The 25,223-nt window shown below is 61.4% G+C and carries 24 protein-coding genes; 8 read left to right on the top strand and 16 right to left on the bottom strand.

Going from position 1 to position 25,223, the window contains the following annotated elements:
• Window positions 1-29 precede the first annotated feature (29 nt).
• The 4 genes from ACILSE_RS00785 to ACILSE_RS00770 all read right to left on the bottom strand — a co-directional run bounded on the left by ACILSE_RS00785 (window position 30) and on the right by ACILSE_RS00770 (window position 5,479).
• Entirely contained in the window at window positions 30-1,271 is a 1,242-nt protein-coding gene (locus ACILSE_RS00785; RefSeq protein ID WP_395715431.1) for a type II secretion system F family protein, read from the bottom strand.
• A gap of 31 nt (window positions 1,272-1,302) precedes the next feature.
• Window positions 1,303-3,093: a GspE/PulE family protein gene (locus ACILSE_RS00780; RefSeq protein WP_395715430.1), complete on the bottom strand. Its 1,791-nt coding sequence runs from the start codon at window positions 3,091-3,093 to the stop codon at window positions 1,303-1,305.
• Window positions 3,094-3,269: 176 nt separating this feature from the next.
• Complete coding sequence (locus ACILSE_RS00775; protein WP_395715429.1) at window positions 3,270-4,319, bottom strand: peroxiredoxin family protein; 1,050 nt, start codon at window positions 4,317-4,319, stop codon at window positions 3,270-3,272.
• Window positions 4,316-5,479: a CAP domain-containing protein gene (locus ACILSE_RS00770; RefSeq protein WP_395715428.1), complete on the bottom strand. Its 1,164-nt coding sequence runs from the start codon at window positions 5,477-5,479 to the stop codon at window positions 4,316-4,318. The genes ACILSE_RS00775 and ACILSE_RS00770 overlap by 4 nt, the downstream gene beginning before the upstream one ends.
• Window positions 5,480-5,607: 128 nt before the next feature.
• Between ACILSE_RS00770 and ACILSE_RS00765 the strand changes: the two genes are divergently transcribed.
• The 3 genes from ACILSE_RS00765 to ispH are packed head-to-tail and all read left to right on the top strand — an operon-like array spanning window position 5,608 to window position 7,509.
• Window positions 5,608-6,264 (top strand): hypothetical protein, encoded by a 657-nt coding sequence (locus ACILSE_RS00765; protein WP_395715427.1) that lies wholly within the window; start codon window positions 5,608-5,610, stop codon window positions 6,262-6,264.
• Window positions 6,261-6,563: a transcriptional regulator gene (locus ACILSE_RS00760; protein WP_395715426.1), complete on the top strand. Its 303-nt coding sequence runs from the start codon at window positions 6,261-6,263 to the stop codon at window positions 6,561-6,563. Before ACILSE_RS00765 ends, ACILSE_RS00760 begins: the two co-directional genes overlap by 4 nt.
• 49 nt (window positions 6,564-6,612) lie before the next feature.
• A complete protein-coding gene (ispH, locus tag ACILSE_RS00755) occupies window positions 6,613-7,509 on the top strand; it encodes a 4-hydroxy-3-methylbut-2-enyl diphosphate reductase (protein WP_395715425.1) in 897 nt (298 codons plus the stop codon).
• On the opposite strand, the gene ACILSE_RS00750 is transcribed toward ispH, so the two are convergent.
• The 10 genes from ACILSE_RS00750 to ACILSE_RS00705 all read right to left on the bottom strand — a co-directional run bounded on the left by ACILSE_RS00750 (window position 7,424) and on the right by ACILSE_RS00705 (window position 17,712).
• Window positions 7,424-8,035: a hypothetical protein gene (locus tag ACILSE_RS00750; RefSeq protein ID WP_395715424.1), complete on the bottom strand. Its 612-nt coding sequence runs from the start codon at window positions 8,033-8,035 to the stop codon at window positions 7,424-7,426. The genes ispH and ACILSE_RS00750 overlap by 86 nt on opposite strands.
• A 234-nt stretch (window positions 8,036-8,269) precedes the next feature.
• Window positions 8,270-9,787 (bottom strand): DUF3482 domain-containing protein, encoded by a 1,518-nt coding sequence (locus ACILSE_RS00745; protein ID WP_395715423.1) that lies wholly within the window; start codon window positions 9,785-9,787, stop codon window positions 8,270-8,272.
• A gap of 24 nt (window positions 9,788-9,811) precedes the next feature.
• Window positions 9,812-11,275, bottom strand: a complete 1,464-nt coding sequence (locus ACILSE_RS00740) for a hypothetical protein (RefSeq protein WP_395715422.1) — start codon at window positions 11,273-11,275, stop codon at window positions 9,812-9,814.
• Window positions 11,276-11,341: 66 nt separating this feature from the next.
• Window positions 11,342-11,770, bottom strand: coding sequence for an HNH endonuclease (locus ACILSE_RS00735; protein ID WP_395715421.1), 429 nt, complete (start codon window positions 11,768-11,770; stop codon window positions 11,342-11,344).
• On the bottom strand, window positions 11,763-12,158 hold the full coding sequence (locus ACILSE_RS00730; protein WP_395715420.1) for a hypothetical protein: 396 nt from the start codon (window positions 12,156-12,158) through the stop codon (window positions 11,763-11,765). Before ACILSE_RS00730 ends, ACILSE_RS00735 begins: the two co-directional genes overlap by 8 nt.
• Before the next feature lie 26 nt (window positions 12,159-12,184).
• Window positions 12,185-12,826, bottom strand: a complete 642-nt coding sequence (locus ACILSE_RS00725) for an ATP-binding cassette domain-containing protein (protein WP_395715419.1) — start codon at window positions 12,824-12,826, stop codon at window positions 12,185-12,187.
• Window positions 12,823-13,605, bottom strand: coding sequence for an ABC transporter permease (locus tag ACILSE_RS00720; protein ID WP_395715418.1), 783 nt, complete (start codon window positions 13,603-13,605; stop codon window positions 12,823-12,825). The genes ACILSE_RS00725 and ACILSE_RS00720 overlap by 4 nt, the downstream gene beginning before the upstream one ends.
• Before the next feature lie 6 nt (window positions 13,606-13,611).
• Complete coding sequence (gene obgE, locus ACILSE_RS00715; RefSeq protein ID WP_395715417.1) at window positions 13,612-14,649, bottom strand: GTPase ObgE; 1,038 nt, start codon at window positions 14,647-14,649, stop codon at window positions 13,612-13,614.
• 45 nt (window positions 14,650-14,694) lie between these two features.
• Window positions 14,695-16,515, bottom strand: a complete 1,821-nt coding sequence (locus ACILSE_RS00710) for a hypothetical protein (protein WP_395715416.1) — start codon at window positions 16,513-16,515, stop codon at window positions 14,695-14,697.
• Window positions 16,516-16,590: 75 nt separating this feature from the next.
• Entirely contained in the window at window positions 16,591-17,712 is a 1,122-nt protein-coding gene (locus ACILSE_RS00705; RefSeq protein WP_395715415.1) for a citrate synthase, read from the bottom strand.
• Window positions 17,713-17,880: 168 nt separating this feature from the next.
• Here ACILSE_RS00705 and ACILSE_RS00700 point away from each other — a divergent pair, with 168 nt between their 5' ends.
• The 5 genes from ACILSE_RS00700 to ACILSE_RS00680 all read left to right on the top strand — a co-directional run bounded on the left by ACILSE_RS00700 (window position 17,881) and on the right by ACILSE_RS00680 (window position 23,212).
• On the top strand, window positions 17,881-18,375 hold the full coding sequence (locus ACILSE_RS00700) for a low molecular weight protein-tyrosine-phosphatase (RefSeq protein WP_395715414.1): 495 nt from the start codon (window positions 17,881-17,883) through the stop codon (window positions 18,373-18,375).
• 126 nt (window positions 18,376-18,501) lie between these two features.
• Window positions 18,502-19,980: a sulfatase gene (locus ACILSE_RS00695; protein ID WP_395715413.1), complete on the top strand. Its 1,479-nt coding sequence runs from the start codon at window positions 18,502-18,504 to the stop codon at window positions 19,978-19,980.
• A gap of 58 nt (window positions 19,981-20,038) precedes the next feature.
• The gene (locus tag ACILSE_RS00690; protein ID WP_395715412.1) at window positions 20,039-20,854 is read left to right on the top strand and encodes an abortive infection system antitoxin AbiGi family protein; all 816 of its coding nucleotides are present in this window, start codon (window positions 20,039-20,041) and stop codon (window positions 20,852-20,854) included.
• Between the two features lie 13 nt (window positions 20,855-20,867).
• The gene (locus tag ACILSE_RS00685; protein WP_395715411.1) at window positions 20,868-21,977 is read left to right on the top strand and encodes a sensor histidine kinase; all 1,110 of its coding nucleotides are present in this window, start codon (window positions 20,868-20,870) and stop codon (window positions 21,975-21,977) included.
• Window positions 21,974-23,212 carry a sigma-54-dependent transcriptional regulator gene (locus tag ACILSE_RS00680; protein WP_395715410.1) on the top strand — a complete coding sequence of 413 codons (1,239 nt, stop codon included), beginning with the start codon at window positions 21,974-21,976 and terminating at the stop codon, window positions 23,210-23,212. The genes ACILSE_RS00685 and ACILSE_RS00680 overlap by 4 nt, the downstream gene beginning before the upstream one ends.
• Before the next feature lie 3 nt (window positions 23,213-23,215).
• Here the strand turns inward: ACILSE_RS00680 and ggt are convergent, their stop codons facing one another.
• Together ggt and ACILSE_RS00670 are read right to left on the bottom strand one after the other, a co-directional pair.
• On the bottom strand, window positions 23,216-24,877 hold the full coding sequence (ggt, locus tag ACILSE_RS00675; protein WP_395715409.1) for a gamma-glutamyltransferase: 1,662 nt from the start codon (window positions 24,875-24,877) through the stop codon (window positions 23,216-23,218).
• A gap of 70 nt (window positions 24,878-24,947) precedes the next feature.
• Window positions 24,948-25,181, bottom strand: a complete 234-nt coding sequence (locus ACILSE_RS00670) for a hypothetical protein (protein ID WP_395715408.1) — start codon at window positions 25,179-25,181, stop codon at window positions 24,948-24,950.
• Between the last annotated feature and the right edge of the window lie 42 nt (window positions 25,182-25,223).

The following is a 25,223-nucleotide window of genomic DNA, read 5'->3' as shown; positions in this document are numbered from 1 at the left end:
TGGCTGTTGGGTGGATGAGGGTGGTGGTCTTATTTGATGCTGGAGATGGTTTCGAAAATCGTGGTCATCATGATGTAAGCCATGAAGCCGACCATGCCGGCCATGAGAAACACGATGAGTGGCTGGATGAGCGCGGCGAGGGTGTCGATCTTCTTGGTCAGCTCGCGGTCGAAGCGTTCGGCGGCACGCGAAAGAGCGGAGGGCATGTCGCCGGTCTGTTCGCCGACGTTTACCATGTCGAGCAGCAGCGGCGGGAACTGGCCGCTGCGATCAAGGGCGCGTGAGAGGCTCACACCTTCGCCGACATGCCGCTGCACGCCTTCAAACTCGCGCTGCAGGTGCGGATTCTCGATGGCCTGGTGAGTGAGCTGCATGGCCTGGACCATCGTGAGGCCGTTGCCGAGCAAATTGGCCATCGTTTCGAGGAACTGGACGTAGAAGCGCGCTTTGAAGATTTCGCCGAAGAGCGGCAGCCGAAGCTTGAAGCGCGCCCACGGAATGGCGGACTCCGGACGCTGGAGCCAGGCTCGTCCGAGGATCAAAGAGGCGATGCCGCCGAGGAGCAGCATCCACCACGTCGATTTGAACAGCTCGCTGACGCGCAGAACGATCTGCGCGGCCAGCGGCAGCGATCCACCCGTGCTGTCGAGCATCTCGGTGAGCTTCGGGATGAGGTAGAGAACGAACATCAACGAAACGCCGACCGCTGCGACAACCAGGAACGCAGGATAAATCATCGCGGAGAGCACCTTTGACCTCAGGGCCGCGAGGGAGCGCATGTAGGCGGCCTGGCGTTTCAAAATCGTGCTGAGCGATCCGCTGGCCTCGCCGGCAGTGACAAGGGCACAGAACAGGTTTCCGAAACTCGGACTCGTGCTGGAAACAGCCTTCGCAAAGGACATGCCATCCCGCACCTTGCCGCGCAGAACGCTGGCGAGTGTTTTGATGCCGGACAACTCTCGGCGGCGTTCCATCGTAGCGAGCGCCGGCTCGAGCTGGATGCCCGCGCCAACGAGATCGGCGAGTTCTTCAATGAAGAGCACGACTTGGGCGAGCTTGAGCTTGATCGGGCCGCTCGTGATGGGTTCGGCGGTGCTTTTCACCTTTGACGAAGCCTTGGCGTTCGATCTGGCATCGCCCGCGGCCTCGAGTTTGATCGGCTGGATTTTTTTGCGGCCGAGAATGCTGAACGCCTCGCTACGGTCGGACGCGGAAAGCTCGCCGGTGATGAGACCGGAGGGACCTTGGGCGCTGTAGGTGAAGAGGGGCATCTTGAAATGACGAATTCAGAATGACGAATGACTAAGCGGCGAGGCGTGTGTGAGATGGGGTGGCGACAGGAGAGACAGGAGCGGGCGCGTGGCGTTCTGCGGCGGCAGTGACGGAGAGGACTTCCTCGATGGTGGTTTCGCCGCTGAGCACTTTTTGAAAGCCGTAGCCGCGCATCGGGATGTAGCCGTCCTTCATCGCCTGCTTGTGGAATTCGGCGGGATGCGCGCGTGTGTTGATGAGATGCTGCAAGGCATGCGTGACGAGGCAGACCTCGTAGATCGAGAGACGGCCCTGGAAACCGCTGCCACGGCAGGCTTCGCAGCCAACAGCGCGCATGATTTGCCCTCGCACCTGCATGGGGAAGCCGATGGAGCGCAGATAGCTCTCCTCGACATCGGCGGGTGCTTTGCACATGGGGCACAGCTTGCGCACCAGGCGCTGGGCGAGGAAGGCCCGAACCGCGCTGGAGACGAGGAAGGGCTCGACCCCCATGTCGATGAGACGCGTGATGCCGCCAATCGCGTCGTTCGTGTGCAGGGTGCTCAAGACAAGATGTCCGGTCAAAGCGGCACGCACGGCGATCTCGGTCGTTTCGAGGTCGCGCATTTCCCCGATCATCACGACGTTCGGATCACCGCGCAGGATGCTGCGCAGGCCGGCGGCAAAGGTGAGGCCGATCTCCGGTTTGACCGCGATCTGCACCACGCCGGGCATCTTGTATTCGACTGGATCCTCGATGGTGACGATGCGGCGATGCGTCTGATTGAGCTCCGTGAGGAAAGCGTAGAGCGAGGTCGATTTACCGCTGCCGGTGGGACCGGTGATGAGGATGATGCCGTTGGGCAGCTTGAGCAGTTCTTCCACCACCGGACGCACCGTGTCGGTCAAACCGAGGCGGCTGATGGTGACCTGCTGCTGTGCCAGGAGGCGCAGGCTGACGCTTTCGCCTTCGACGGATGGAATCGTGGCCACACGCACGTCGATGGGCGTGCCGTCGAGTTCCAGATTGATGCGGCCGTCCTGCGGCAGGCGCTTTTCCGCGATGTCGAGCCGCGCCATGATCTTCAGGCGGGCGATGACCGATGCCTGAAGCGATTTGATGTTCTCCGGCACGGCCAGTTCCTCAAGGCGGCCGTCGATGCGGTAGCGGATGCGCAGACGGTCGTGCTGTGGCTCGACGTGGATGTCGGTGGCACGCTGGTCGAGGCCGCGGCGGATGATTTGATTCACGAAGCGCACCACGCTGGCCTCCTCATCCTCGGGTTCATCGAGCACGGTGACCTCGTCCTTCAATTCCTCGGAGCCCCAGTCGGCCCGACCGCGCAGGATTTTCTCGAAAGTGTCAGCCCCCAGGCCGTAGAGCTTCTGCAAGCCCTCCACGATGCGAGTGCGCGGTCCCACATGCCAGATCACCGGCATCGGGAGACTCGCCGCCACACGCTGATGCGCGACGAGGTTCAACGGATCGAAGGTGGCGATATGAAGTGTCCGGGCCGGCTCGCCTGATGCTTCATCGGCCGCCTCATCCTTCATTTCTTCGCTGAAAATCGGCAGCAAACGATGCCGCAACGCGATCTCCGCCGGAAGCAGACGACGCAATCCCGACTCCGCGGGTTTTTCCTCATCTTTCGGCTCCCACCATTGCAGGCCGAGCGTTTTCGCCAGTGCCATCAGGAAATCCCTCTCGCGCACGCCTTCGCAATCGAGGACCGCATCGACAAACGACGTCTGATTGAAGCATGCGTCCTCAATCGCCTGCCGCACGGCAGGCAACTCGCCGCAGCCGGCGGTTGAGAGGATCTGGTCGATGAGTGGAAGCATGTGGCTTATGACCCTAAATCAGGTCTTATAATCCCCTATTTTTATGGTTTTTTATAGAAATAGCAAGTTTTTAATACTTCTAAACCATCTGGAGGGCTGAAAGGAGTCGTCAGCGACCATTCAGCCGGGGATTCGCCTTCACCGGGCCAGAGGTCTCCATCCGCCCTTTTTTGCTCTCACTTGGCCTCGTTAATCCGGGCAATCATCGCATCCAGCGAGCCGTTCTTGATCGCGATCCCCCCCCTGGTGTCGATGAGGTAGAGCGTGGGGAAGTTGCGCAGGTTGTAGAGAGAGGTGTTCGGACCGCTGGTGGTGTTGTCGAGCACGTTGCGGAAGGTGACTTGGTAATCGGCGAGCGCTTTCTTCGCCTCGGACTCGATGTCAGTGTTCACGCCGATGACGACGGCGTTTTTGTCCTTCAACTGCGCCGCGGCCTGGTTCATCAGCGGCAGGATGCCGTGGCAGGCGTGGCACCAGCCGCCCCAGAAGATGACGATGACGTGTTTGCCACGATAATCGCTGAGCTTGAAACTGATGCCGTCCGCGTCCTTGCCTTCGATCTCCGGTGCTTCGCAGCCAACCTGGAGGTTCGTCATCTCAAAGAGCATCTTGGCCGTAAAATCGGAGAGCTTGAAGCCCTGGATCGTCACATCGGAGTAATCGGCGTTGAGCTGCTGAAAACACTCAAGCGCCCTGCCCTTCGAGGCCTCACCCGAAACACGATCAGCCGTAGCATCGAAGTTTTTGAAATGAATCGCGCCGAGCGCGTAGAGCGCGGCGGCTTTCTCCTCGCGGTTCGTGTTTTTTTCGATGACCGCCTTGAGGATCGGCTCCGCCGGCAGGCCGTGGTATTCGAGCTGCTTCACCGCCTCGGCGATGCCCTTGCGGTCGGCGAAGACAGAGCCGAGCATCTTCAGCGCCTCCTGTCCTTCGGGAAAATTGGCCGCCCCGGTCACGAGCCATGACACCGCCTTCACCACGTCAGGCTTGTCGAGATTTGCCTGCACGAGTTGCATCATCTTCGTCGCATAAGGACCGGCGCTCGGAATGCTGGAGCGGTATTTGTTCTTCTCCTCCTCGGTCGCGGCGGCGATCATCTTCTGCGTGTTCGCGCGGACGGAGTTCTCATACTCGTCGATGATGGAACGGATCTCCGTCGCAAGCGTAGAGGGAGCTTCCTGGGCGGCGGCGACCAGCGTGAGAAGAAACAGGGCGATGTGTTTCATGACGATTCAAAGGAACAGCGTGAACGGAAAGAGAGGAATCGCAGCATGGCGGCAAGGCACAACAGGAGGCTTCCCGGCTCGGGCACGACCATGAAGGAGGAATAGACGTTGTTGTAGAATGTCACGTCCGCCCCATAGTTTTCGATGTGCGCGGTGAGCGTGAAGGTTTGCGGCGCCAGCCCCGTGCCAGGAGCCTCCACACGATACACGACGCCGTCGGTGAGACCGGCGAGAGAGATATTGAACCCGCCGGCGCTGTTGCTGAACCCGCTGGCGACGAGAATGCCCGTGGCATCGTCGTAAACATGGATCGCTTCGCCCGCCAGTCCTTCACCCGGCGTGTAAAACAAATCGGCTGCGATCGTGTCCTGAAACACCGAGCCCGTGAGGATCGCATCTGCGAAGTAATTCGCGCCACTCTGGCGATACTGCGTGGCGAAGTGCTGTGTGACGACGTAAGGGCCGACAACGTTCACGTTGCCGCCTGGAATCGCGACGCTTTGGAAACCGATGCCGATCTCCTTGAAGAGAGAATCGATCAGCACGTCGCGATGGCCCGCAGGATTTTGAATTCCGTCGCCATAACCGGGCGACGCGCCATTGCCATCCCCCCAGTCGATGACAAATGCCGCGTGGCCGTGGATGATGTTCCTCGTGGACGCGAAGAGATTTTCTGCCACCTCCAGCCAGTTGCCGCTGTAGCCGCCACTTTGAATGCGCTGGTCGAGGCTGAGACCGTCGAGCGTGTGCGACTGCTGGTCGTTGCTGACCATGAGGTTCGAATAAGTCGTCGCGGAGGCGTTCAGCGCATGGCTCCAAGCCACCGGCGGCGCGGCGGAAGGCCCGGAAAACTGCGTCGCGAGTGCCGAGGCACTGGTGCCGAAGAAATTCAGTGTGTTCGCGATGTAGGCGTCGTCTGATTTGGGCGAATCCCACACGCCAAGAGAGGAGAAGTTCACCAGCTTTCCCAACTCACCCTGCGGATCGCTACGGAAGCGGTTCGTGAGTTCCAGCCAATACTGCTGCTCCACCGTGGGATCGGCCGAAAAGACCGTTCCCTGCCCCGCGAGCAGTAGAAACAGCCACGCTCCAAGCAATGGCAAGCACGTCAGCAATCGCGAGGTGCAGCCATGCGGCAATGAAACAACAGTTGGAGACATTGAACCTTAATTTATGATAATTATAAGCCTCTGTAAACCCTGTTTGCCAAACCTCAGTGTGATTACGTCAAACTTTGCCCCACAAAGTTTCTGTTGCACTCCTTGCTTTGTGATACAAAGTTGGTCACATGAGCACGACCGAAGCCGCCTTGGAAAACCTCCAAATCATCCGCTCCCTGATGGAAAAGGCGCACATCTACCGGGCAGTTTCGGCTCCTGCGGCGCTCACAGGCGGTGTGCTGGCTCTAGCGGCTGCTGGATGGCCTGTGTGGCATGCGCTGACGAACCAAGGAGCCGCCGTGATGTGTGACAATTGCTTCCTTTACACCTGGCTGGCCATTCTCGGAGTGGCCTCCGTCTTGAACGTCATTCTGCTCGCGAGGGAGGCCGCACGTCGCAACCAGCCGTTCATTTCCCCAGGCATGCGCATGGCTTTGCGGGCCTTCACACCGCCAATGCTGGTCGGCGGCGTGGTCGGCATCGGTTTGATCATTTTCCTGCACAATCTCACGCTCGCCGCGCTGATCTGGGCGCTTTGTTATGGTCTTTCCCTGCTCGGCACCGCGAGCTTTTCTCCGCGTTCCCTGATCCGCCTCGGCTGGGCATTCGTCGTGACAGGACTGCTGCTTTTCGTCGTCTGGGCCACGAAGCGTGATGTGGATCTGCTATCCAGCGATCTCGCGCCCGCATCTCTTGTCATGGGCATCACCTTCGGCCTGCTGCACGTTGTTTATGCTCTGGCGGTCTTTGTCAGCCGCAAACCTGCGGAGGTGCGGCCGGAATGATCGACTTCGATCAAATCGACAAGCTCATCCACGAAAAGGGCCGCCTCTCGATCATGACGCTGCTCTCCACTCGCGGCGAATGGGCTTTCCAGGATCTCAAAAACGAGCTCGGCATGAGCGACGGGAATCTCATCACCCACCTGCGCACGCTCGGCACCGCCGGCTATATCAAAGAAACCCGGGACGAGTCCGGCACACGCCCACGCACCAGCTATGAGCTCACCGCCGCCGGTCGCAAAGCCTTCAAAGACTACGTCGAAGTGCTCGGCGAGATCGTCAAAGCCGCGCAGCAGACCTGATTGCCCTTCTTTTTGCCCATTCACTTTGCCTCACAAAGCCAACAACACCATGAACATCATCCTCGCTCAACATCACGGCATGTGCTTCGGCGTCCGAGACGCCCTACGCACCACCCACACCGCTGCGCAACGCGCCCCGCTGACCATCCTCGGCCAGCTCGTCCACAATCCGCTTGTCGATCGACATCTCGCCGCCGTTGGCGCTCAGCGTGGTGATCTTGATGACCTTCAGTCCGCCACGACGCATCAAGTCGCCATCACCGCGCACGGCGCCTCTGACAAACATCGCCAATCGTGGCAAAACGCCGGCCACACCGTCATCGACACCACCTGTCCGCTCGTCAAAAAAGCCCACCACGCCCTCGCCACACTCGTCAGCGACGGATACCAGCCGGTCGTCATCGGCCAGCGCCAGCATGTCGAGGTTCGCGGCCTCGTCGGCGACTTTCCACAGGCCGTTGTCGTTCTCGAAGGATCAGACCTCGCACAAATTCCCGCTCATCCACGGCTTGGAATCGTCTCGCAGACCACGCAGCCCGTCGAAAACACGCTACGGCTCGTCGAGGCCATCAAACGCCGTCACAGCACCTCTGAGGTGCGTTTCATCGACACCATCTGCCATCCCACCAAGCAACGACAGACCGCGATGGACGACCTGATTCGAGATTGCGACCACATCGTTGTCATCGGCGGCCGCAACAGCAACAACACCCGCCAGCTCGCGCAAAAGGCGCTCGCCCACGGCCTGCGCACGCTGCAAATCGAACGACCGGATGAACTCGATCCTGCGTGGTTCCGCGATGCTCGCAACGTCGGCGTCACCGCCGGCACCTCCACGCTCGACGAAACCGTCGATGCCGTCATGCAGCGCCTCCGCCAGATCGCCGCCGAACTGCGTACCACACCCGCCCACGAATTTCTCCGCTCCATGCTCCAAGCCGCCTGATCACCAAAGAACCAAGAACAAGAAACCAAGAACGTCGATGAACACCCAACATTGGATCCACCACTTCGAGACCAACACACGCCTCAACCGCGAACTTCAGCTTCCAGACGTGCCTTGCGCGCTGCCGGATGAAGAACGCATCCCGCTTGCACGCTCGCTCGCCGTCTTCCAGCTCGGTGAAAGCGGCGGCGGCACGCGTTTGCGCCGTTACACCCGCAGCATTGCCTCTCTCGAATGCCTCAAGGGCTATCAACGTGCCGTGGACCTCTTCGTCGCGGAGGAGCAAAGCCACGCGGCCCTCCTCGTACGCGCTGTTACCCATTTGCGCGGAAACTTGCTTCAGAAGCAGTGGACCAACTCCATCTTCCGCTGGATGCGGGACTTGGTGAACCTCGAGTTCAACATCCAGGTGCTCCTGACCGCCGAACTCATCGCCGAGGTCTATTTCGGCCTCCTCGCCCTGCGTTGCAGCGATCCCGTCGTCCAAACCGTCGCAAAAAAGCTGCTGCGTGATGAAATGGGCCATCTCTCGTTCCAACGCGACTTCCTGTTCGAGCGGCTGAAGACACTTACACCCGCGATGCAGCGGCTCTGGCGCTGGCAATTTCAAGCCATCCACCTCGCCACCGCCACCGTCGTCTCATGGGATCATCGAGATTGCCTGCGCGCCTTGAACATCACGCCCGCCCGCTTCCGCGCACGCGCCGTGCTGGAAGACCTTCCAAGCACGACTGGAACGCCGCTTGCGCGCATTCGATGCTCAGGAGCGCCAGGCGTCAGATTCCACGCCCGGATACAGCCGTTCGAGCAGCGCCGTCATGCAATCGCCCGCCAATTGATGCGTCTGGCGGAACAAGGCCGCCGGCATCGTCTCCTTTTGCACGCCGGTTTTCCACAGATGATCCACGGCATCAGCATGCTCTTCGAGAACCGCGTCCACCGCCTCGCGCCAATGCTTCGGCTGCTCGCTTTCCTGCCACTCACCGCGACCGCGTCCAAAGTGACAGACCGCGAGATACGTCAGCAGCGCCAGGCGCACCTGCTCGCGAAAATGCTCGCGTGACCAGCGCAGACGCTGGTCGCTGCCGCGCACGAGATTGTAGCTGCGGATCAACGCATACGCGCCGATGCCCGACGCAATGCCACCGAGCAGCGCACCGCCGCCGAAGGTCATGCCACCGAGTTTCAAATCCGCGATCAAACCGCCCATCGCACCTCCGGCGAAGCTTCCCAGCACGCCCCAGATGTTCTCCGAAACGCCATGCGGCAGATGAAAGTGCTCACGAGCCGCCTGGCTGATCTCGTGACCCGCCGCGCCTTTCAATCCATGCGCCTCAATGAGCTTGTTCGTCGCCTGCTCCACACGATCCGCGAGCTGGGAGGCGAGTTTCTGCCGCGCTCCATTGTATTCTTGGTTCAACTCATCGCGCTGCCACCCAACGCGTTCCAGCAGTGTCTCGGCACGCACTTCCACACCATCCAGGAGCGCGGCGGTGAGTTGCTCGGAAATGAGCCGAACAGAATCGCGGAACACGCCGATGTTCCGCTGAGTCCATGCCTTCTTGATCTGCTGAAAGGTCGGAATCTTGGAGCCTTCCATGAGGGGAGCCAGCGACTCCATCAGCTTGTCCTCCTGCACCCAGCAGCGTGCGAAGGCATCCAGCGCGAGCACCGCGCGCACGATCTCGAACTGCTTCAAATGCGCGCGCCACGCATCGAGTTCCGTCGCTTCAAATTCAGAGCTGCCCGGTGTGCCGGTTTGATTGAGCAGCACCACGACCGGCTTGCCCACCCAGCCGAGGATTTCCATCTCCGGGCCGATGTAACCCGCCGCCTCGGGCGATTCGGCAGCGTTCACGAGGTAGAGCACCACGTCAGCGTCATCGCGCACATTTTTGAGCGCCTGGTGGCTGCACCACAGCGGCCGGTCCGTGATACGATCCCACGTTTGCGAAAGGAACCACAGCACCGGGTTGCGCTCGCGCTTCAGGCGCTTCATCAGGCGTGCGCTGTCGCCAAAACCCGGCGTGTCCCAAAGGCGCAGCACGAAGCCGCCGGTTTCGAGCAGGGTGAAGGATTCGTTGAAGAGCGTCACATGCGGCGCGTCACGCACCTCCCCCACATCCTGGCGCAGCAGCGTGCGCGCCAGCGTGGTCTTGCCCGCGTTCGTGTGCGAGATCAGGCTGAGAGTGATGATGTCCGAAGCATCGCGCACCTCCAGTCCCCCCTTCTCCGCGGCAGGAGGCGATGATTTAAATCTGGAGAGCAAGGTGGCCACGACAGGGGGACAATTGGGTGAAGATTACAACAATGGCGCGGAATCGCGTGCGGATTCTTTGCGCACGGCCACGATCACCTCGGTGGCAAGACCTTCGACGGTGCGCGTCCAAAGCTGTTCGCGGCCGGCGATTTTCTCAGGCGACCAGCGTCCGGCGAGGCTGGTGGCGTCAAGGAGGACGATCAAATCCGGCTCCGCATGCTTCGTGAGCAGACGCTGCCGCACATCGGACACCAGGCGGCGCTGCACCTCGGCCTCGGGCGTCGTCGCCATGCTGAAAAGCACCACCACCTGGGCGGACACCGGCTGCCAGGCAGCGGCAAACTCATCCTCCTCACCCGCCGGGATGCGCACATACTCGGCGCGCGCCATGCCGCCAAAGCGTCCGCGCACGCCGCGATCCCACACCTCGCGATGATGCGGCGTGAGCTCCATCGCATGCACCAGCACCTGCACGACCTCGTCGCCGCCCTCGACGGCCCGCAGCAGCCCGCGGACATGATTTCCCCAACTCAAAGCACGGGCGCGGGACGAAATCACCCGCCCGCCGCGAGCCGCGCCGATCCCCGCGAGCATCAGACGCGGCGCGATCACCAACACCAGCAGCGTTCCCGCGTACAAATGAATCCACGTCAGCGCAGGAGCCGGCTGCTCCGCCTTGCCACCCGTGCGGTGCATGCCTTCGAGCTGCTCCAGCGGGACCGGCTTGCGCAAGACGACCGAAGCGGGCTTGAACAAGGTCTCAAAGAACGCCCGGGCGCCCGTTTCACTCAGCAGCGTGCTCTCCCACACCGCGCGATATTCCTTCGACCAACCGCGGGCATACAGCGCCACCGCGCCGCCGAGCGCCAGCATCGCCGCGGCGACGTGCAGCCACAGGCGCAGGCGCATTTGCAGACGACTCCAGGCCAGCGGCCAGACCAGCTCTTCAAACCGTGCGCGCACCGCGCCGCCAAGCGTGTTTTCAGTCTGCTTGGACGCCGCGCTGAAGCGCGAGACACCATGCGCCAGAAACTCCGCCAGCCAGCCGCCGCGACCGGCCAGTGACGACATCGGCATGAGCTCGCAAAACACGCCAAGCACGATCACCACCGCGTTCCATGCCAGCAGACCGACCAGCGGCAGCGCCAGCAGGTTGAACTCGCCCGTCTGTCCCAGGTCGGTGAGCCAGTAACCCGTGATCAGCGCGATCCCCCAGCCCGCGACGGCCCAGGACCAGCGTCCGTGCGGCACGCGCAGCAGTTCCAGCACGCGAATCAGCTCCCCGCGCCAGCCCACCGCCTCCCGCTCCAGCCATTCGGCCCGTTTGTCGAGAAACGACTCGGAGCGCTCGTCCAGCGCGTCCCCCTCGATCTCCTCGGAGACCAGCCCTGCCCGCGTATGCGCCGTCGCCTCACGGCGACGCTCCGCGCTGACGAGCACGCCATCAGCATCGCCTTCTTCGAGGGCGCGCCATTTCAGCACGCGCTGCCAGTCATTCCAATCCATTCAGGGGGTAATTTGCGCACCTTAAACGCGGCTTCGGGCAGATTCCAATCCATCATCTGCTCAAACTCACGGCCCTGGTGGATGCAGTCCTTCTCGGAACAGCAGACGGCGCAGATTCACCAGAGCCGGACGATTCAGCTTCAACGCGGCAGCACTGCACCGGCCAATGCCGGTGATGCCGTCGATGCGCAATGTGTCAGCACTCCAGGCAAAATGCCGCGCCCAGCGATCACGACGCGGATGAAACAAGCGGAATGACCGCCCGGTCACGGGATCAACAGCAGTGGTCTTGTCGGACTTGAACGCATTACAGCCAGCGCACGCGAAGGCCAGATTGGCAGGCTCAGAGCCACCCCCGGCTGCAACGGGCATGACATGCTCGATGCAATAACCACCTGGAGAGAAGGTTTCGAGGGCAAGGCAGTATTCACAACGATGCGCCGCACGATCCGCAACAAGCCGCCTGACCGCGGCGCTGACACGGGACTCAGCCATGCACCGGGCGCTGGATGTTCAGACTGCGCATCAACCCCTGCAAAGTCATGCGCCGCAGCCGCGCCAGTTCCATGGCCCAGCCAAGCCATTCGGCACGATGCTGCTCCAGCACATCGGCCAGCGTCTCCACTCGCTGCTGCTGCTGAGCGGTGAGACCTCCGGCGTCACGTCGCTCAATCAGACGGCGGTATTCTTCCCACTGTCCCGCCGGCAGCCCTGCTTCGAGTTTTTTCTTGAGCCAGGCCTCCCGCTTCGACATCACCAGCGGGTGCTTCTTCGCGCGCAAAGCCGCGATTTGCGGCATCAACTTCTCCAGCGATGCGAATGAAAGCGCTTCCAACTGGTTCAACACACTGCGGGCATTGGGTTTGGCAAGAGTCGCTGGCATGGGAGGAGACTAGACCGGGTTTCCACTCATTCAACCTCCAGCCTCCCTGCGTCCATGCGCAGGTGCAGGTGGCCGAGCGCCGCCGCCTCGCTGCTGGAGTGGGTGACGTGCAAAACGGTCAGCGCATGCTCCTGCTGCACTTTTTGCAGCAGCGAGACCGCCTCCGCGCGCATGCCCTCATCCAGCGCGGAGAGCGGTTCGTCGAGCAGCAGCAGCTTCGGCTGCGCCGCGAGAGCACGGGCCAGCGCCACACGCTGCTTTTCACCGCCGGAAAGCATGTCTGGCAGACGATCCAGCAGCGGGGCGATGCCAAACTGCCCGGCGAGCCGGTTCACGCGTTGATTCAGTTCCTCAGGCGGCACGCCGCGCAGTTTCGGCGCGAAACCGATCTGCTCGCGCACTTTCAGGCCGGGAAACAGCGCCAGATCCTGCGGCACGTAGCCGATCCCGCGCTCACGCGGCTCCAGATGCGTGACATCGACACCATCCAGCAACACACGGCCTGAAGCCGGCTTTCGCAGGCCGCAGAGAATCTCCAGCAGCGTGGTCTTGCCGCAGCCGGTCGATCCCATGAGCACCGCGTAAGTATTCGCCGGAATCGCGACGGTCACATCCGCGAGGATCACGCGCTCGCCGGTCTTCCAGGTGATGTGATCGAGCTGAATCATACTTTTTCCCCCGTCGCACGCACCACCACCAGTACCAGCACGGCCAGCAGCACCATGAATAAACTCACCGCCACGGCAGCTTCGAGATTTCCCACACTCAATTCGAGCCACACTGTCGTCGGTAGCACCTCGGTCTTCATCCGCGTGGCCCCGGCGAACACAAGGATCGGCCCGAACTCCCCCAAACTCCGCGCCCAGGCGATGCAAAACGCCGCCACCATGCCCCGCCGCGCCGCCGGCAGCGCCACATGCCACAGCGCCTGAAACCGCGTGCAGCCCAGCGTCAGCGCCACATCCTCCGGCCGCGCCGAGAGATGCTGAAACGTCCCGCGCATCGTGCGGATCGCGAATGCCGCAGCCACCACAAACTGCGCGAGGATCACACCGCTGACTTGATAGGTGAAGGGAATCGCCATCTCGATCACCTTGCCGATCTTCGTCTGGAAAAAGATCAGCAAGCACAAGCCGACGACCAGCGGCGGCAAGATGATCGGGATGTCCAGCGCCGCATCCAGCCAGGATTTGCCGCGAAACTCCAGGCGGGACATCAAATAGCCGACCGGCACCGCCAGCAGCACGGCAAAGCCTGCCGCGAAGCTGCATGTCGCCAGGCTCAGCCATGTCGCATGCCGGATTTCCGGCGATTGCAGCACCTTCACCCACGAATCCGGCGTGCTGTACGTCGCCGTGGCCCCCAGCAGCAGGAACCAAAAGACCAAATAGCCCGCCATGATCAGCGCCAGGGCCAGCCAGCAAAGATTGGAGCGGTTCAGGCGCATCGCCTCTCAGTTTTCAAACTTCTGCCCGATCTTCTCGTCGAGCCACTTCTTGAGCTTGTCGAGTCCCTCGCCGGTTTCGGCGGAGACGGGGTGGATTTTGATGCGTTTGAAGCGCTCCTTGAAGTGGACGAGGTTTTCCTGCGCCTCGGGAAGGTCGATCTTGTTGGCGATGATGCACCAAGGGCGTTTGGAGAGCTCCTTCGAGTAGAGGGCGACCTCGGTGCGCACGGTTTCGAGGTCGGCGACGGGATCGCGCCCCTCGGTGCCGGCGGTGTCGACGACAAAGAGCAAAATGCGGCAGCGCATGATGTGGCGCAGGAAGTCGTGGCCGAGGCCGATGTTTTCATGCGCGCCCTCGATGAGGCCGGGAATGTCCGCGAGGGTGCCACGGCGGTTTTCGCCGAACTCGACCACGCCGACCATCGGTTGCAGCGTGGTGAAGGGATAGTTGGCGATCTTCGGCTTCGCGGCGCTGAGCTTGGAGAGCAGCGTCGATTTGCCCGCGTTCGGCGCGCCGACGAATCCGGCGTCGGCGATGCTGCGCAGCTCAAAGTGGAAATCCCCTTCCTCGCCAGGCGTGCCGGGCGTGAACTCACGCGGGGCCTGATGCGTGGAGGTCTTGAAATGGACGTTCCCCTTCCCGCCTTTGCCGCCTTTGCAGAGGATGTAGGTGCCGTTGGTCTCGGTGAGGTCGGCCACGGGCTCGTATTTGAGCACGATCTCCCCGGTGGCCTCGTCGAGCGCCTCGGTGATGCGGCTGACGAGCGTTCCGGGCGGCACTTTGAAGGTCATGTTCTTGCCGCTGCGGCCGGTGCACTGCGTGGCGCCGCCCTTCGCGCCGTCCTCGGCGAAGAGGCGGTTGTTGAAGACGTAGTTGCGCAGGCTGTCGGTGCTGGGGTCGGCGAGCAGGATGACATCCCCGCCCTTCCCGCCGTCACCTCCATCGGGACCTCCTTTGGGACGAAACTTGCCACGATGGAAATGGGCGCTGCCATCGCCGCCTTTTCCGGCGCGTGCGTGGACTTTGATCTGATCGACAAACATGACAGCCGAGTTAGCCGGGGATGGGGCCGGGGGCAAGGCTTTGCTTCAAGGTCCCGCCGCCTCCGGCGCGGCGGACTGCACCGCAGGGGCCTTCGAGTAAAACAACTGCATGGCACGGCGGATCTGCGGACAGCGCAGGCTGGCCTGATGAATGGCATCCGGAATACCGCGGCTCCTGGCAAACAGATGATAAGCACCGAGCGCCTCGAAACCGGCATTGAGCGAGCCTTCCATGGGCAGGTAGTCGCGCGCATCGACATCCAGGTTCTCCACCATGCCCCAGGGCGGGAAGTAGCCGGCCTTTTCCATGCGCTGAAGCAGAGCATAAACCTCGGACGGCCTGGGGTGCATGCTGGCGGACATGAGGATGTAATGAGGATGGATGAGGCGCTGGTCAGGCAGATCGACACCGCCGACGTAGTAGCCGTTGCCGGCCTTGTTTTCGCCGGCGGAGAGGCCGTAGATGCCTTCGCGGGCGGCCAGGGAGCCCGGCCAGCGTTTGGGAATGTAGGCGCGCTGCGCGCCGAGCATGGCGCGGCGCACGCTGAGCCAGCGCACTCCGTCGTGCGAGTCCGGTTCGTCGCTGTCGAAGTCGGGGTGAAACAAGCTTTGCAACTCGGTGATGAAGCCGGTGCCCTGCCAGGCCTTGCCGGGGGCGCGCATGGGCGGCGGACGATGCTGCGGATTCGCGATGCCCTCCATGAGCATGACCAGGGCGGACTCGCCACCCCAGTCCTGCCAGCCATGCGGCAGCAGAGTCACGCCGTCATCGGCGAAGCCGTGGGAGAGATGCCCGTCGGGCAGGCGCATGAGGTCGAACTCGATGCTCCGCAATTGTTCGAGCACCTCCTGCTCCACCCGCGACTCCCCCAGCATGCGGGCGGCCAGCAGCATGGACTGCGTGTAGATGGCGGTGTCCACCGTGCTGTACTCGGTGTTCGGGTGGATCTGATACTCGTCATTGCGACGGTGAACGAAATGCGGCAGCAGGCCGCGCGCGGTTTTGAGCTTCCGCACCGCCTCGTGGGTGCGCGTGAGAACCCAACGCGCGTATTCAGGCGTCACGATCCGCAACGGCTCCTGCGCGGCGGCCGCGGAGGCCAGCACATACATGCCGGTGGCGGAGACCGACTCAAACGCGCCCTCCTCGATGTGAGCACGATCCCGCACAAAACCGGTGTCGATGGAATAGGAGCGCGCGATCTTCGCGTAAGACGCGAGGAACGCATACGCGTCCCAGCTCATTTGCGGCAATTCGACTCCGAGAAAGAGGCCGCAGACACGCACCTCGGAACCCGGCTCGGCCGTCCACACGAGTATCTTCGCGTCGCGCACCGCGTCGGAGGCGACAGGATGCACGAACATGCGATGCTGAGGATCATTCAACTCGATCATCTGCGTCCAGCGCAACTCCTGCGATGCTGATTTGATCTCCAACTTGATCCTGCCCCGTCCGGCGGCCTTCATCATGACTGCCGAGACCTTCGGCTGGCATGGGTCGGTGACCGGCTCCGGATAGGCGCGGGTGAAGTCCATCACTCGCTTTTCATTTCGCGCCTGCCCCGCCAGGCTATGCCACATGCCCGCCCATGCTTCCGGCTGCTGCCCGAGGTGCACCACGATCTCGTCGGTGAGCCACTCGATCTCATGCTCGGCAGGACCGTGGAAGCCGAAGTCGCTGCCGATGTGCGTGTAGGTGGTGAATGAATTGAGCCGCTTCGTGCCGGCCGCCACCTGCTGCGTCTCGTCGCGGTGGATGAAATACTCCTGCACCGGCTGCCACACGAGGCGCGTGCCAGGCTGCGCCACCGCCTGCACGCAAAATGCGGCGGCGACGGCTCCAATGGTTGGAAGGAGTCGATTCAAGCAAACAAACTACGCTGCTACCGGCACTGCCGCCACTGCTGGCGCTTCAAAAACCGTTCTTTCCGGCTCGGCAGTTCAGCGCTGCTCGATCGGCACGACTTTCTGGCCGTAGGGCTTGCCGACGTATTCGCTCAGCGGACGGAACAGGCGGTTCTCGCTCCATTGCTCCAGCACATGCGCCGTCCAGCCGCTCATGCGGGCGATGGCGAAGATGGGAGTGAACAAATCGGTCGGGATGTCGAGGCTGTAGTAAACCGTGGCGCTGTAGAAATCGACGTTTGCGTTCAGGTTTTTCCGTTCACGCATGATCTGCGCGATACGCTCGGACATCTGGATCCACTTCGCCTCGCCGAGCTGCTCGGTGAGCTTGATGGCCATCTCACGCAGGTGCGGTGCGCGCGGATCGAGCACCTTGTAAACCCGGTGGCCGATGCCCATGATTTTCTTCTTCTGCGCCAGAGCGTCCTCGACCCAGGCGTCCACCTTGTCGAGGCTGCCGATCTCCTGGAGCATGTGAATCACGCCTTCATTGGCACCGCCGTGGAGCGGGCCCTTCAGGGCGCCGATCGCGGCGGAGATGGCGGAATACATGTCGCTGAGCGTCGAGGCCACGACACGGGCGGTGAAGGTGGATGCGTTGAAGCCGTGCTCGGCATGCAGGATGTAGGCGATGTCGAGCGTGCGCTCGGCCTCCTTGCTGGGAACCTCTCCGGTCATCAGGTAAAGGAAGTGGGCGGCTTCGCTGAGGTCCTTGCGCACCGGCGGCAGCTCCAGGCCCTGACGGGCACGATGGAAATAAGCGGCGATCACACCAATCTGCGCGGTGAGCCGGATGGCATTGGCAAGATTTTCGCTCACCTCGATGTCGTGGCGCTTCAAATCATAGCAGCCGAGCATCGAAACGGCCGTGCGCATGATGTCGATGGGCTTCGCGGTCTTTGGCGCGGTCTTGAGGAAGTCGATCACTCCCTGCGGCAGCTCACGCTCGGCACGCAACGCGGTGGTGAGCTTTTCCAATTCGACCGCGTTCGGCAGCTTGTTGTAGTAAAGAAGATAGACGATCTCCTCGTAGCTGGCCTTGACCAGTTCGTTGATGTCATAACCGCAGTAAAACAGCACGCCCTCCGCGCCCTTCACCTCCCCGAGACGGGTTTCTGCGGCGACGATTCCTTCAAGACCTTTGGATACGACTGGCATGGCGTGTGGGGAGGGGTTGGGGTGTTTGGAAGCAGATAGCGTGCTCAAACTACGGCTCAACCAAAGACTCGTTCGCAAAAAAAGAATTCTTGGGGGATGTCCGGCATCCCCGGCAGAAGGGAGCCGGTTTGGCCTTGTGCGCCGCCCGGCGCTGGCCTAGCTCCGCTCATGGACAGCCCGTTCCGCCTTCTTTTCGTCTGCCTTGGCAACATCTGCCGCTCTCCTGCGGCAGAAGCGGTCATGCGCGCCTTGGTGGAAGCTGAGGGGCTGGCTGGCAGCATCACGATGCGGTCCGCAGGCACGGCCGGCTGGCATTCAGGCAAGCTGCCCGACCAACGCATGCGCAACGCGGGCCAAAAGCGAGGCTACAACCTCAGCAGCCGTGCCCGCCAGGTGAATGAAAACGATCTGCTCGACCATGACCTCGTGCTCGTGATGGACCGGCAAAATCACCGAGATGTGTTGTCCTATGATTCCAAATCACAGTTCAGTGAAAAAATCCGACTCTTCTGCGAATTCTGCACCGGTCACAAAGAGGAGGAAGTTCCCGACCCCTATTACGGCGGCGAGCAGGGCTTCGAGCATGTGCTCGACCTCCTCGAAGACGGCTGCCGTGGCGTTTTGCGTCACATTCGTGAGCAGCGCGGACTGACGCAGGCGTGATGAGCACGCTTCACCACGCTCACCATGTTCTGATCCTGCGCCCTGCTCTTCCACTTCCTCCGACAAACTCACGGTCCCTCATCGCGGCTGCTATTTCATCGCACCGGCCTTCGTTTGAAGCCGACCATGAAATCATCCCCGGTTATCGCCTTGTTGCTGGCTTTCGGCCTGCTCACACACGCCGCTGATCCGCGTCCGAACATCCTCTTCATCGCCATCGACGATCAAAACGACTGGATCGGCTGCATGGGCGGGCATCCACAGGTGAAGACGCCACACATCGACGGGCTGGCAAAACGCGGCACGCTCTTCGCAAATGCCCACTGCCAGGCGCCGCTGTGCAATCCATCACGCAGCTCGTTGCTCACCGGTCTGCGGCCGTCCACGACGGGCATCTGCGGCCTGTCACCCGGCATCCGCGAGGTCGAGCAGACGAGAAATCACGTCACCCTGCCGCAGACCTTCACGCAGGCGGGCTACTTCACGTTCAACAGTGGAAAAATCTACCATGACGGCTCCATGCGGGGCGGCGATCAGAAGGCCGAGTTCAACGAATGGGGCAACCGCGGCCCGATGCCAAAGCCGAAAAAGCCCATCGCCAGCCTCCCGGGTCCGGGTCGCCATCCCGCGATGGACTGGGGCGTGTTTCCAGAAAACGACGAGGACAACGCCGATTGGAAGATCGCGGACTCCGCCATCGACGCGATGAAACGCGCCCCTGCCGGCAAGCCCTTCTTCATCGCCGCCGGATTTCGCCTGCCGCATGTGCCATGCTATGCCTCGCAGAAGTGGTTCGATCTTTATCCCGAGGCCGGTTTGAAGATGCCGCCGGTCAAAGAAGACGACCGCGCCGATCTGCCGAAGTTCGCCGATTTCCTCCACTGGAAGCTGCCGGAGCCACGCTTGAGCACATTGCGTCAATTCAACGAATGGAAGCCTCTCGCGCGCGCCTATCTTGCCTGCGTGAGTTTCATGGACAGCCAGGTGGGCCGCCTGGTCTCCCAACTTGAAGCCTCCGGCCGTGCGGAAAACACGATCATCGTTCTTTGGGGCGATCACGGCTGGCACCTTGGCGAAAAATTGATCACCGGCAAAAACACGTTGTGGGACCGCAGCACCAAGGTGCCGCTCATTTTCGCCGGCCCTGGAGTAAAGGCCGGACAGGTCTGCAATCGTCCCGCCGAGCTGCTCGACATCTTCCCCACGCTGCTCGCGCTCACGAAAATGCCCGCCCGTGATGATCTCGAAGGCCACAGCCTCGTCCCGCAGCTCCAGGATGCCAGCGCACCGCGCGAATGGCCGGCCATCACCACGCACAACAAAGGCAACCACGGCATCCGGACCGAAGACTGGCGCTACATTCATTACGCCGACGGCAGCGAGGAGCTCTACGACATGAAGAACGATCCCAATGAATGGACCAACCTCGCCGGAGACCCGAAACACGCCGCGAAGAAGGCTGAGCTCGCGAAATGGCTGCCCAAGATCGACAAAGACCCCGTTCCTGGCAGCAAAAGCCGAGTGCTGACCTACGATCCGGTCACAAAAGAAGCCGTGTGGGAGGACAAACCGATTGATAAGACCGCTCCGCTGCCCGAGCCGTGAGCTTCATGTGTGAAGAGAGTCTTATTGCGCCCAATTCAGCACATGGTTCTTTGTCTATATGACCACGAAAGTCAGCGCGGAATCCTTGTTTCATTACACTCCTGAAATCGAGAACTTGGAGGGAATTCTTGCCGAAGGTTTTCGGTTTTCGCTCTGCCAAGAGGAATTGCCATTGTCAGGTTATCGAAACAATCCGTTCGATCAGTTTGGGATAACCAAACATGTCCATGATTGTGAGATCGTATGCTTTTGTGATCTGCCGATAAGCCAAACCGAAGATCATCGAAAGCAATATGGCGATTATGCAATCGCACTGACAAAGAATTGGGGGCAAAGCAAGGGAGTCACCCCGGTGCGTTATGTTCACAAGAACTCGCCTGATTTCTTGAGCGAAACGTCGAGCGTTGTCATGGATCTATACAGGGACATGCCTCAATATGATGAAAATATATTCGTGCAGCTAGCCGAAGTAACTGGAGTCGCTCCGACCATTGAGGAATTACAAGCCATTCCCGATTCGGTGAAAAAGTTGATGGTGATCACCAACGAGACGTTTCAAGAGCTACTTTCGCATTGCAGAAAGCTTATGCCTCTCGTCAGGCTCTACGAAGGAGATTGGTGTGATCGTGCTAGTGAAGGCAGGGGCACTCGCCGATTCTACGACGAAAAGGAGTGGCGCGCAGTTCCTTCCAAGGACAATGATCGTTTAACGTTCACGTTCGAGGATGTAACCCGCATCATTGTCAAAACTGAAGATGAAGTGCGGCGCATAGGGAACTATATTATCGCGAACCAGACGATCCTTCGGGTCACGGACACTGTGGCAACGTGGAGAAAAATCCAAACATGGGATGAACTTCGACGTGATGGCTGATTTATGATTTCAGATGTCGATCAAGTATTCTAAATGGAAATTTGGATCGGGCCTTCGTTTCGGCCTCGGCTTTCTCGCGTTCGTTGTCGCGGGATCTTTGCTTTTGCTGGCCTGGCTGAGACAGCGTGAGCACGAGGAGTCGAACCGCCTGTTTCAGGCGCTGGCGCAGGCGGATGCAGACTTTGTGCGGCGCATGAACCTGCCTCGCAGCGCGAAGCTCGCGGACGATCTCGAACAACTGCTGGGCATGCGCATCGAGTTCCGTGAAGCGGGAAAAGCCGCGGCTCCCGATGAGAACACGCTGATGATCCGCCTGGATGACAAAAACGACATGATCTTCACGCGCAAGCCGGCCGCGTCGCAGCTTTCATTGCGCGATCCCGCAACCCGGAACGCCTTCATCGTCTTCTGGCTGCTCTCGGCGCTCGTCGGATGGATGCTGGCACGGGAGCGCATCAAACGGGCGCAATCGGAGCGCCTGGCCATGCTAGGCCGCGTGGCGACGAGCCTGGCGCATGACATCAAGAACCCGCTCGCCTCGATCCAACTTCACGCGCAGTTGATGACGCCTGCCAATGACGAAGACGCGACGGCTCTGAGGCTCATCACATCCGAGTCCGAGGTGATCGCAGGGCTGGTGAATCAATGGCTGCATCTCGCCAATCCACTGCCGCCAAGACTCACGAAGCTGGATGCGGCCGAATGTGTCAGGAGCGTGGCGCAGAACCTCGACGCGCAGGCAAAACACACCTCGGTGCGCATCGAGAACAACCTCGCGGGACCGATTTGGGTCATGGGCGATGCCCAACGCCTGGGACAGGCTTTTCGCAACCTCATCGTGAATGCGATTCAAGCGATGCCACGTGGCGGGAGCCTGCGCATCGAGGCCGAGCACCGGGAGAAAGCGGTCATCATGCGCTTCATCGACAGCGGCTCCGGTTTTTCCGACGCGGCACTCGCCCGTGGCGCCGAGCTGTTCTTCACCGAGAAGGAAGGCGGCATGGGCGTGGGGCTCAACATTGTCGCCAGCATCATTGAGGCGCACGGCGGACAGCTTGAAATGCAAAACAACCCCAAGGGCGGCGCGGTTGTCACCGTGACGCTTCCCTCGCCTGACCAATGAACCCGGCCATCCTCATCATTGAAGACGAATACGCGCTCGCCGCGGCGCTCTCGACCGTGACGCGCCGCCTCGATGCCACGCCGGTGGTCGCCGCGAGCGGACGCGGCGCCATCGACAAGCTCGGCACGCAGGACTTTGCGCTTGTCATTCTTGACGTGGGCCTGCCGGACATGAGCGGGCTGAAGGTGTTGGAAAAGATCCAATCGCTGCCAGAACCACCGCCGGTGGTGATCATCACCGCGCACGGCACCCTCGACACGGCTCTGGAGGCGCGGCGTCTCGGCGCGCGCGAGTATTTTCTCAAGCCGCTCGATCTCGCGGCCATGCAACGGACAATTCGCGAGGTTTTCAAACCGGCGAAAGTCGAGCCGGCCGCCGGAACAACGATGATCGGCTCCTGCGAGGCGATGCAGCGCGCGTTTTCAGTCATCGCGCAGGCGAGCGGTTGTGACACGCCGGTGTTGCTGCAAGGACCACCCGGAAGCGGCAAAAGCCTGGCCACGCAGGTGATTCACCGTCACAGCGCGCGCGCCAAGGAACCCTTGGTCGTGTTCCGGGCCGATGAATGGGCCATGGATCGTGTGGAGGCGGCGCTGGATGAGGCTGTCGCGAAAGCGGGACGCGGGGTGCTGGTTCTCGATGAGATCGGCACTTTTTCAAAACCGCTGCAGGCCGCGCTCATGCATCGCCTTGGCGATTTGAAAGCGCGGGTTTTCAGCACGGCGAGCCGCGAACTCACGGAAGTGCGCGAGGACCTGTTTTATGCGCTCGCGGTTCTGCAGGTGACGTTCCCGCCCTTGGCGGAGCGCACAGGTGACTTGCCTGCGCTGGCGGCTTCCTTCCTGGGTGACCACGTTTTGTCCGCGGAGGCGCTTGCCGTGCTCAAGGCGCACGCCTGGCCCGGAAACGTGCGCGAATTGATGACAGCGATGACACATGCCATCGCGGTGTGCGGTGGCAGCACGATTTTGCCGCATCACCTGCCCTCCGGCATCGTGAGTGGCTGTGGAACCAATCATTTGGAGGAGGCGATGAAACGCTCGCTCGCCGCCTGGCTCGACCAGAAAACCACCGGCGATGACGACAGCATGCCCGCCTACGACGACCTGCTCGAGACCGTCGAGGCCACCATGCTCGAAACGCTCCTCCAACGCTTTGACCACAAGCCCACACGCCTCGCCGCCGCCCTCAAAATGAATCGCGCCACCCTGCGTCGGAAGTTGAAGGAGGATTGAGGCTCACCGCCCGTCCGCCTTGCCCGGCACGCGGGGATCGTGGGCGGGGAAGAACAGCTTTTTCTCCGCATCGAAGTAGATCGCCTGGCAGGCACCGAAGCCAGCGGTGGGAGCCAGCTTGTGGCCGAGTTTTTCGACGCGTTGGAGAGTTTCTTCCCCAAAGGCTTTTTCGATTTTCAGCTCATCGGGGTTCCATTGATGATGAAAACGAGGTTCGGCGAGCGCGGCGGCGGGGAGCTGGCCGTCGTCGATGATGTGGGTGAGGAGTAGAAGGGCCTGCGTGATGATCGTCGGGCCGCCGGCGGCTCCGGTGACGATGACGGGCTGGCCGTCTTTGAGCACGATGGTGGGGCTCATGCTGGAAAGTGGCCGTTTGCCAGGAGCGACGGCGTTCGCCTCGGCTCCAACCAGCTTGAAGGCATTCGGAATGCCGGGCTGCACGGCGAAGTCATCCATCTCATCATTCAAAAGCACGCCGGTGCCGGGAATGACGACCTTGCTGCCAAAGGCGGTGTTGATGGTTTGATTGAGAGCCACCCAGTTTCCTTCCGCATCGGCGGTGCAGAGGAAGGTGGTGTGCTTGCCAAAGATGTCGCCTTCCCAATGCGGCGGCATGCCGTGGCCGGAAACCGGGGTCGTGTGATCGAGGTCGATCTTTTTCGCGAGTTCAGCCGCGTATGCGGGATCGACGAGGCCGCGCGGCACCTTGGCAAAGTCGGGATCGCCGAGCCAGTGGGCACGATCGGCAAAGGCGAGCTTCATTGCCTCCGTGATGACATGCACGCGACTGCTGGCGCGGAAGTGGCGGATGGGAAAGTGCTGCAGGATGTTCAGGATCTGCGCCACATGCACGCCACCGGAACTGGGCGGCGGCATCGTGATGAGGTCGTAACCGCGATACTTCGAGCGAATCGCTTCACGCTCGGGAGCTTTGTAAGCCGCGTAATCAGCGGCGGTGGTGATGCCGCCATTCGCTTTCATCCATGCCTCGGTCTTTTGGGCGAACTCACCTTCGTAAAACCACTCGATGCCATTCTTCGCGACCGCTCGATAAGTAGCTGCGAGGTCGGCCTGCACGAGCGGCTGACCTTTTTCGATCGGTTTGCCCTCCTTGAGGAAGATGGCGGCGGAGGCGGGAAACTGGGCGAGCTTGGCGGCGGTGGCGGCGAGCTTGCGGGCGTAGGGTTCATCAATGGGAAAGCCCTTCTCCGCGATGTCGGCGGCGGGCAGCAACACGTCGGCGAGCTTGAGCTTGCCGTGCTTCGTTTGGGCGACGGCGCAGGCTTTGAGATAGCCCGGCACGCCGCTGGCCAGGGCGCCGGTCTTGCTGGCCTCGTCGTCGAGCTTGCCGTTGATGACATACATGTCGCGATGGGCCTTCGCGGGAGCCATTTCACGGCCGTCGATGCAGGTCACGGTGCCGTCGGCGGCCCGGATGACGAAAAAGCAGCCGCCACCGATGCCGGAATTGTGCCCATCCACGACGCCGAGCGTCAAACCGGCCGCGATGGCCGCGTCGATGGCATTTCCACCTTTCGCAAAGGCATCCATTCCGGCCTGCGTGGCCAGCGGATGCACCGTGGCGATGGCTTGTTTCGGATATGCGGCGTCTCCAGCATGGAGCAGGCCGGAAACAAGACAAAGCAGCACTGGAAAAGCTTTCATGTGGAGAGGCTACCGATTTGCCCGCCAGGCGTCGATCAAAAAGCCCTCGCCAAAATGAGTGGCTCGCTTTTCAGCAGCCGCGTTTCCAGTTCATCCATGCACGCCGGTATGTGAAGGCCATGGCCATGATGCCGGCGAAGAGAAACAACGCACGGCTTGGCTCAGGCACCGGGATGACAGAACTTGCCAGTTCGGAAGTCGGGGAGAAAGGCAGTGCGGCAATCGCATCCGACTCGGCAGCCCCGGCCGCAATCGCGGCGGCGATTGTGCAGGCAAGCCAGTAGGTGATGGAGCGCAAAGTCATGGGATTTAACCAAAAATTATCAGACGTACCCCGAGTTGGACA

This window comes from Prosthecobacter sp., from assembly GCF_044236155.1.
GTDB lineage: Bacteria > Verrucomicrobiota > Verrucomicrobiia > Verrucomicrobiales > Verrucomicrobiaceae > Prosthecobacter.
The sequence above is the reverse complement of the archived record's forward strand: the minus strand, read 5'-3'. Positions and strand labels throughout refer to the sequence as shown.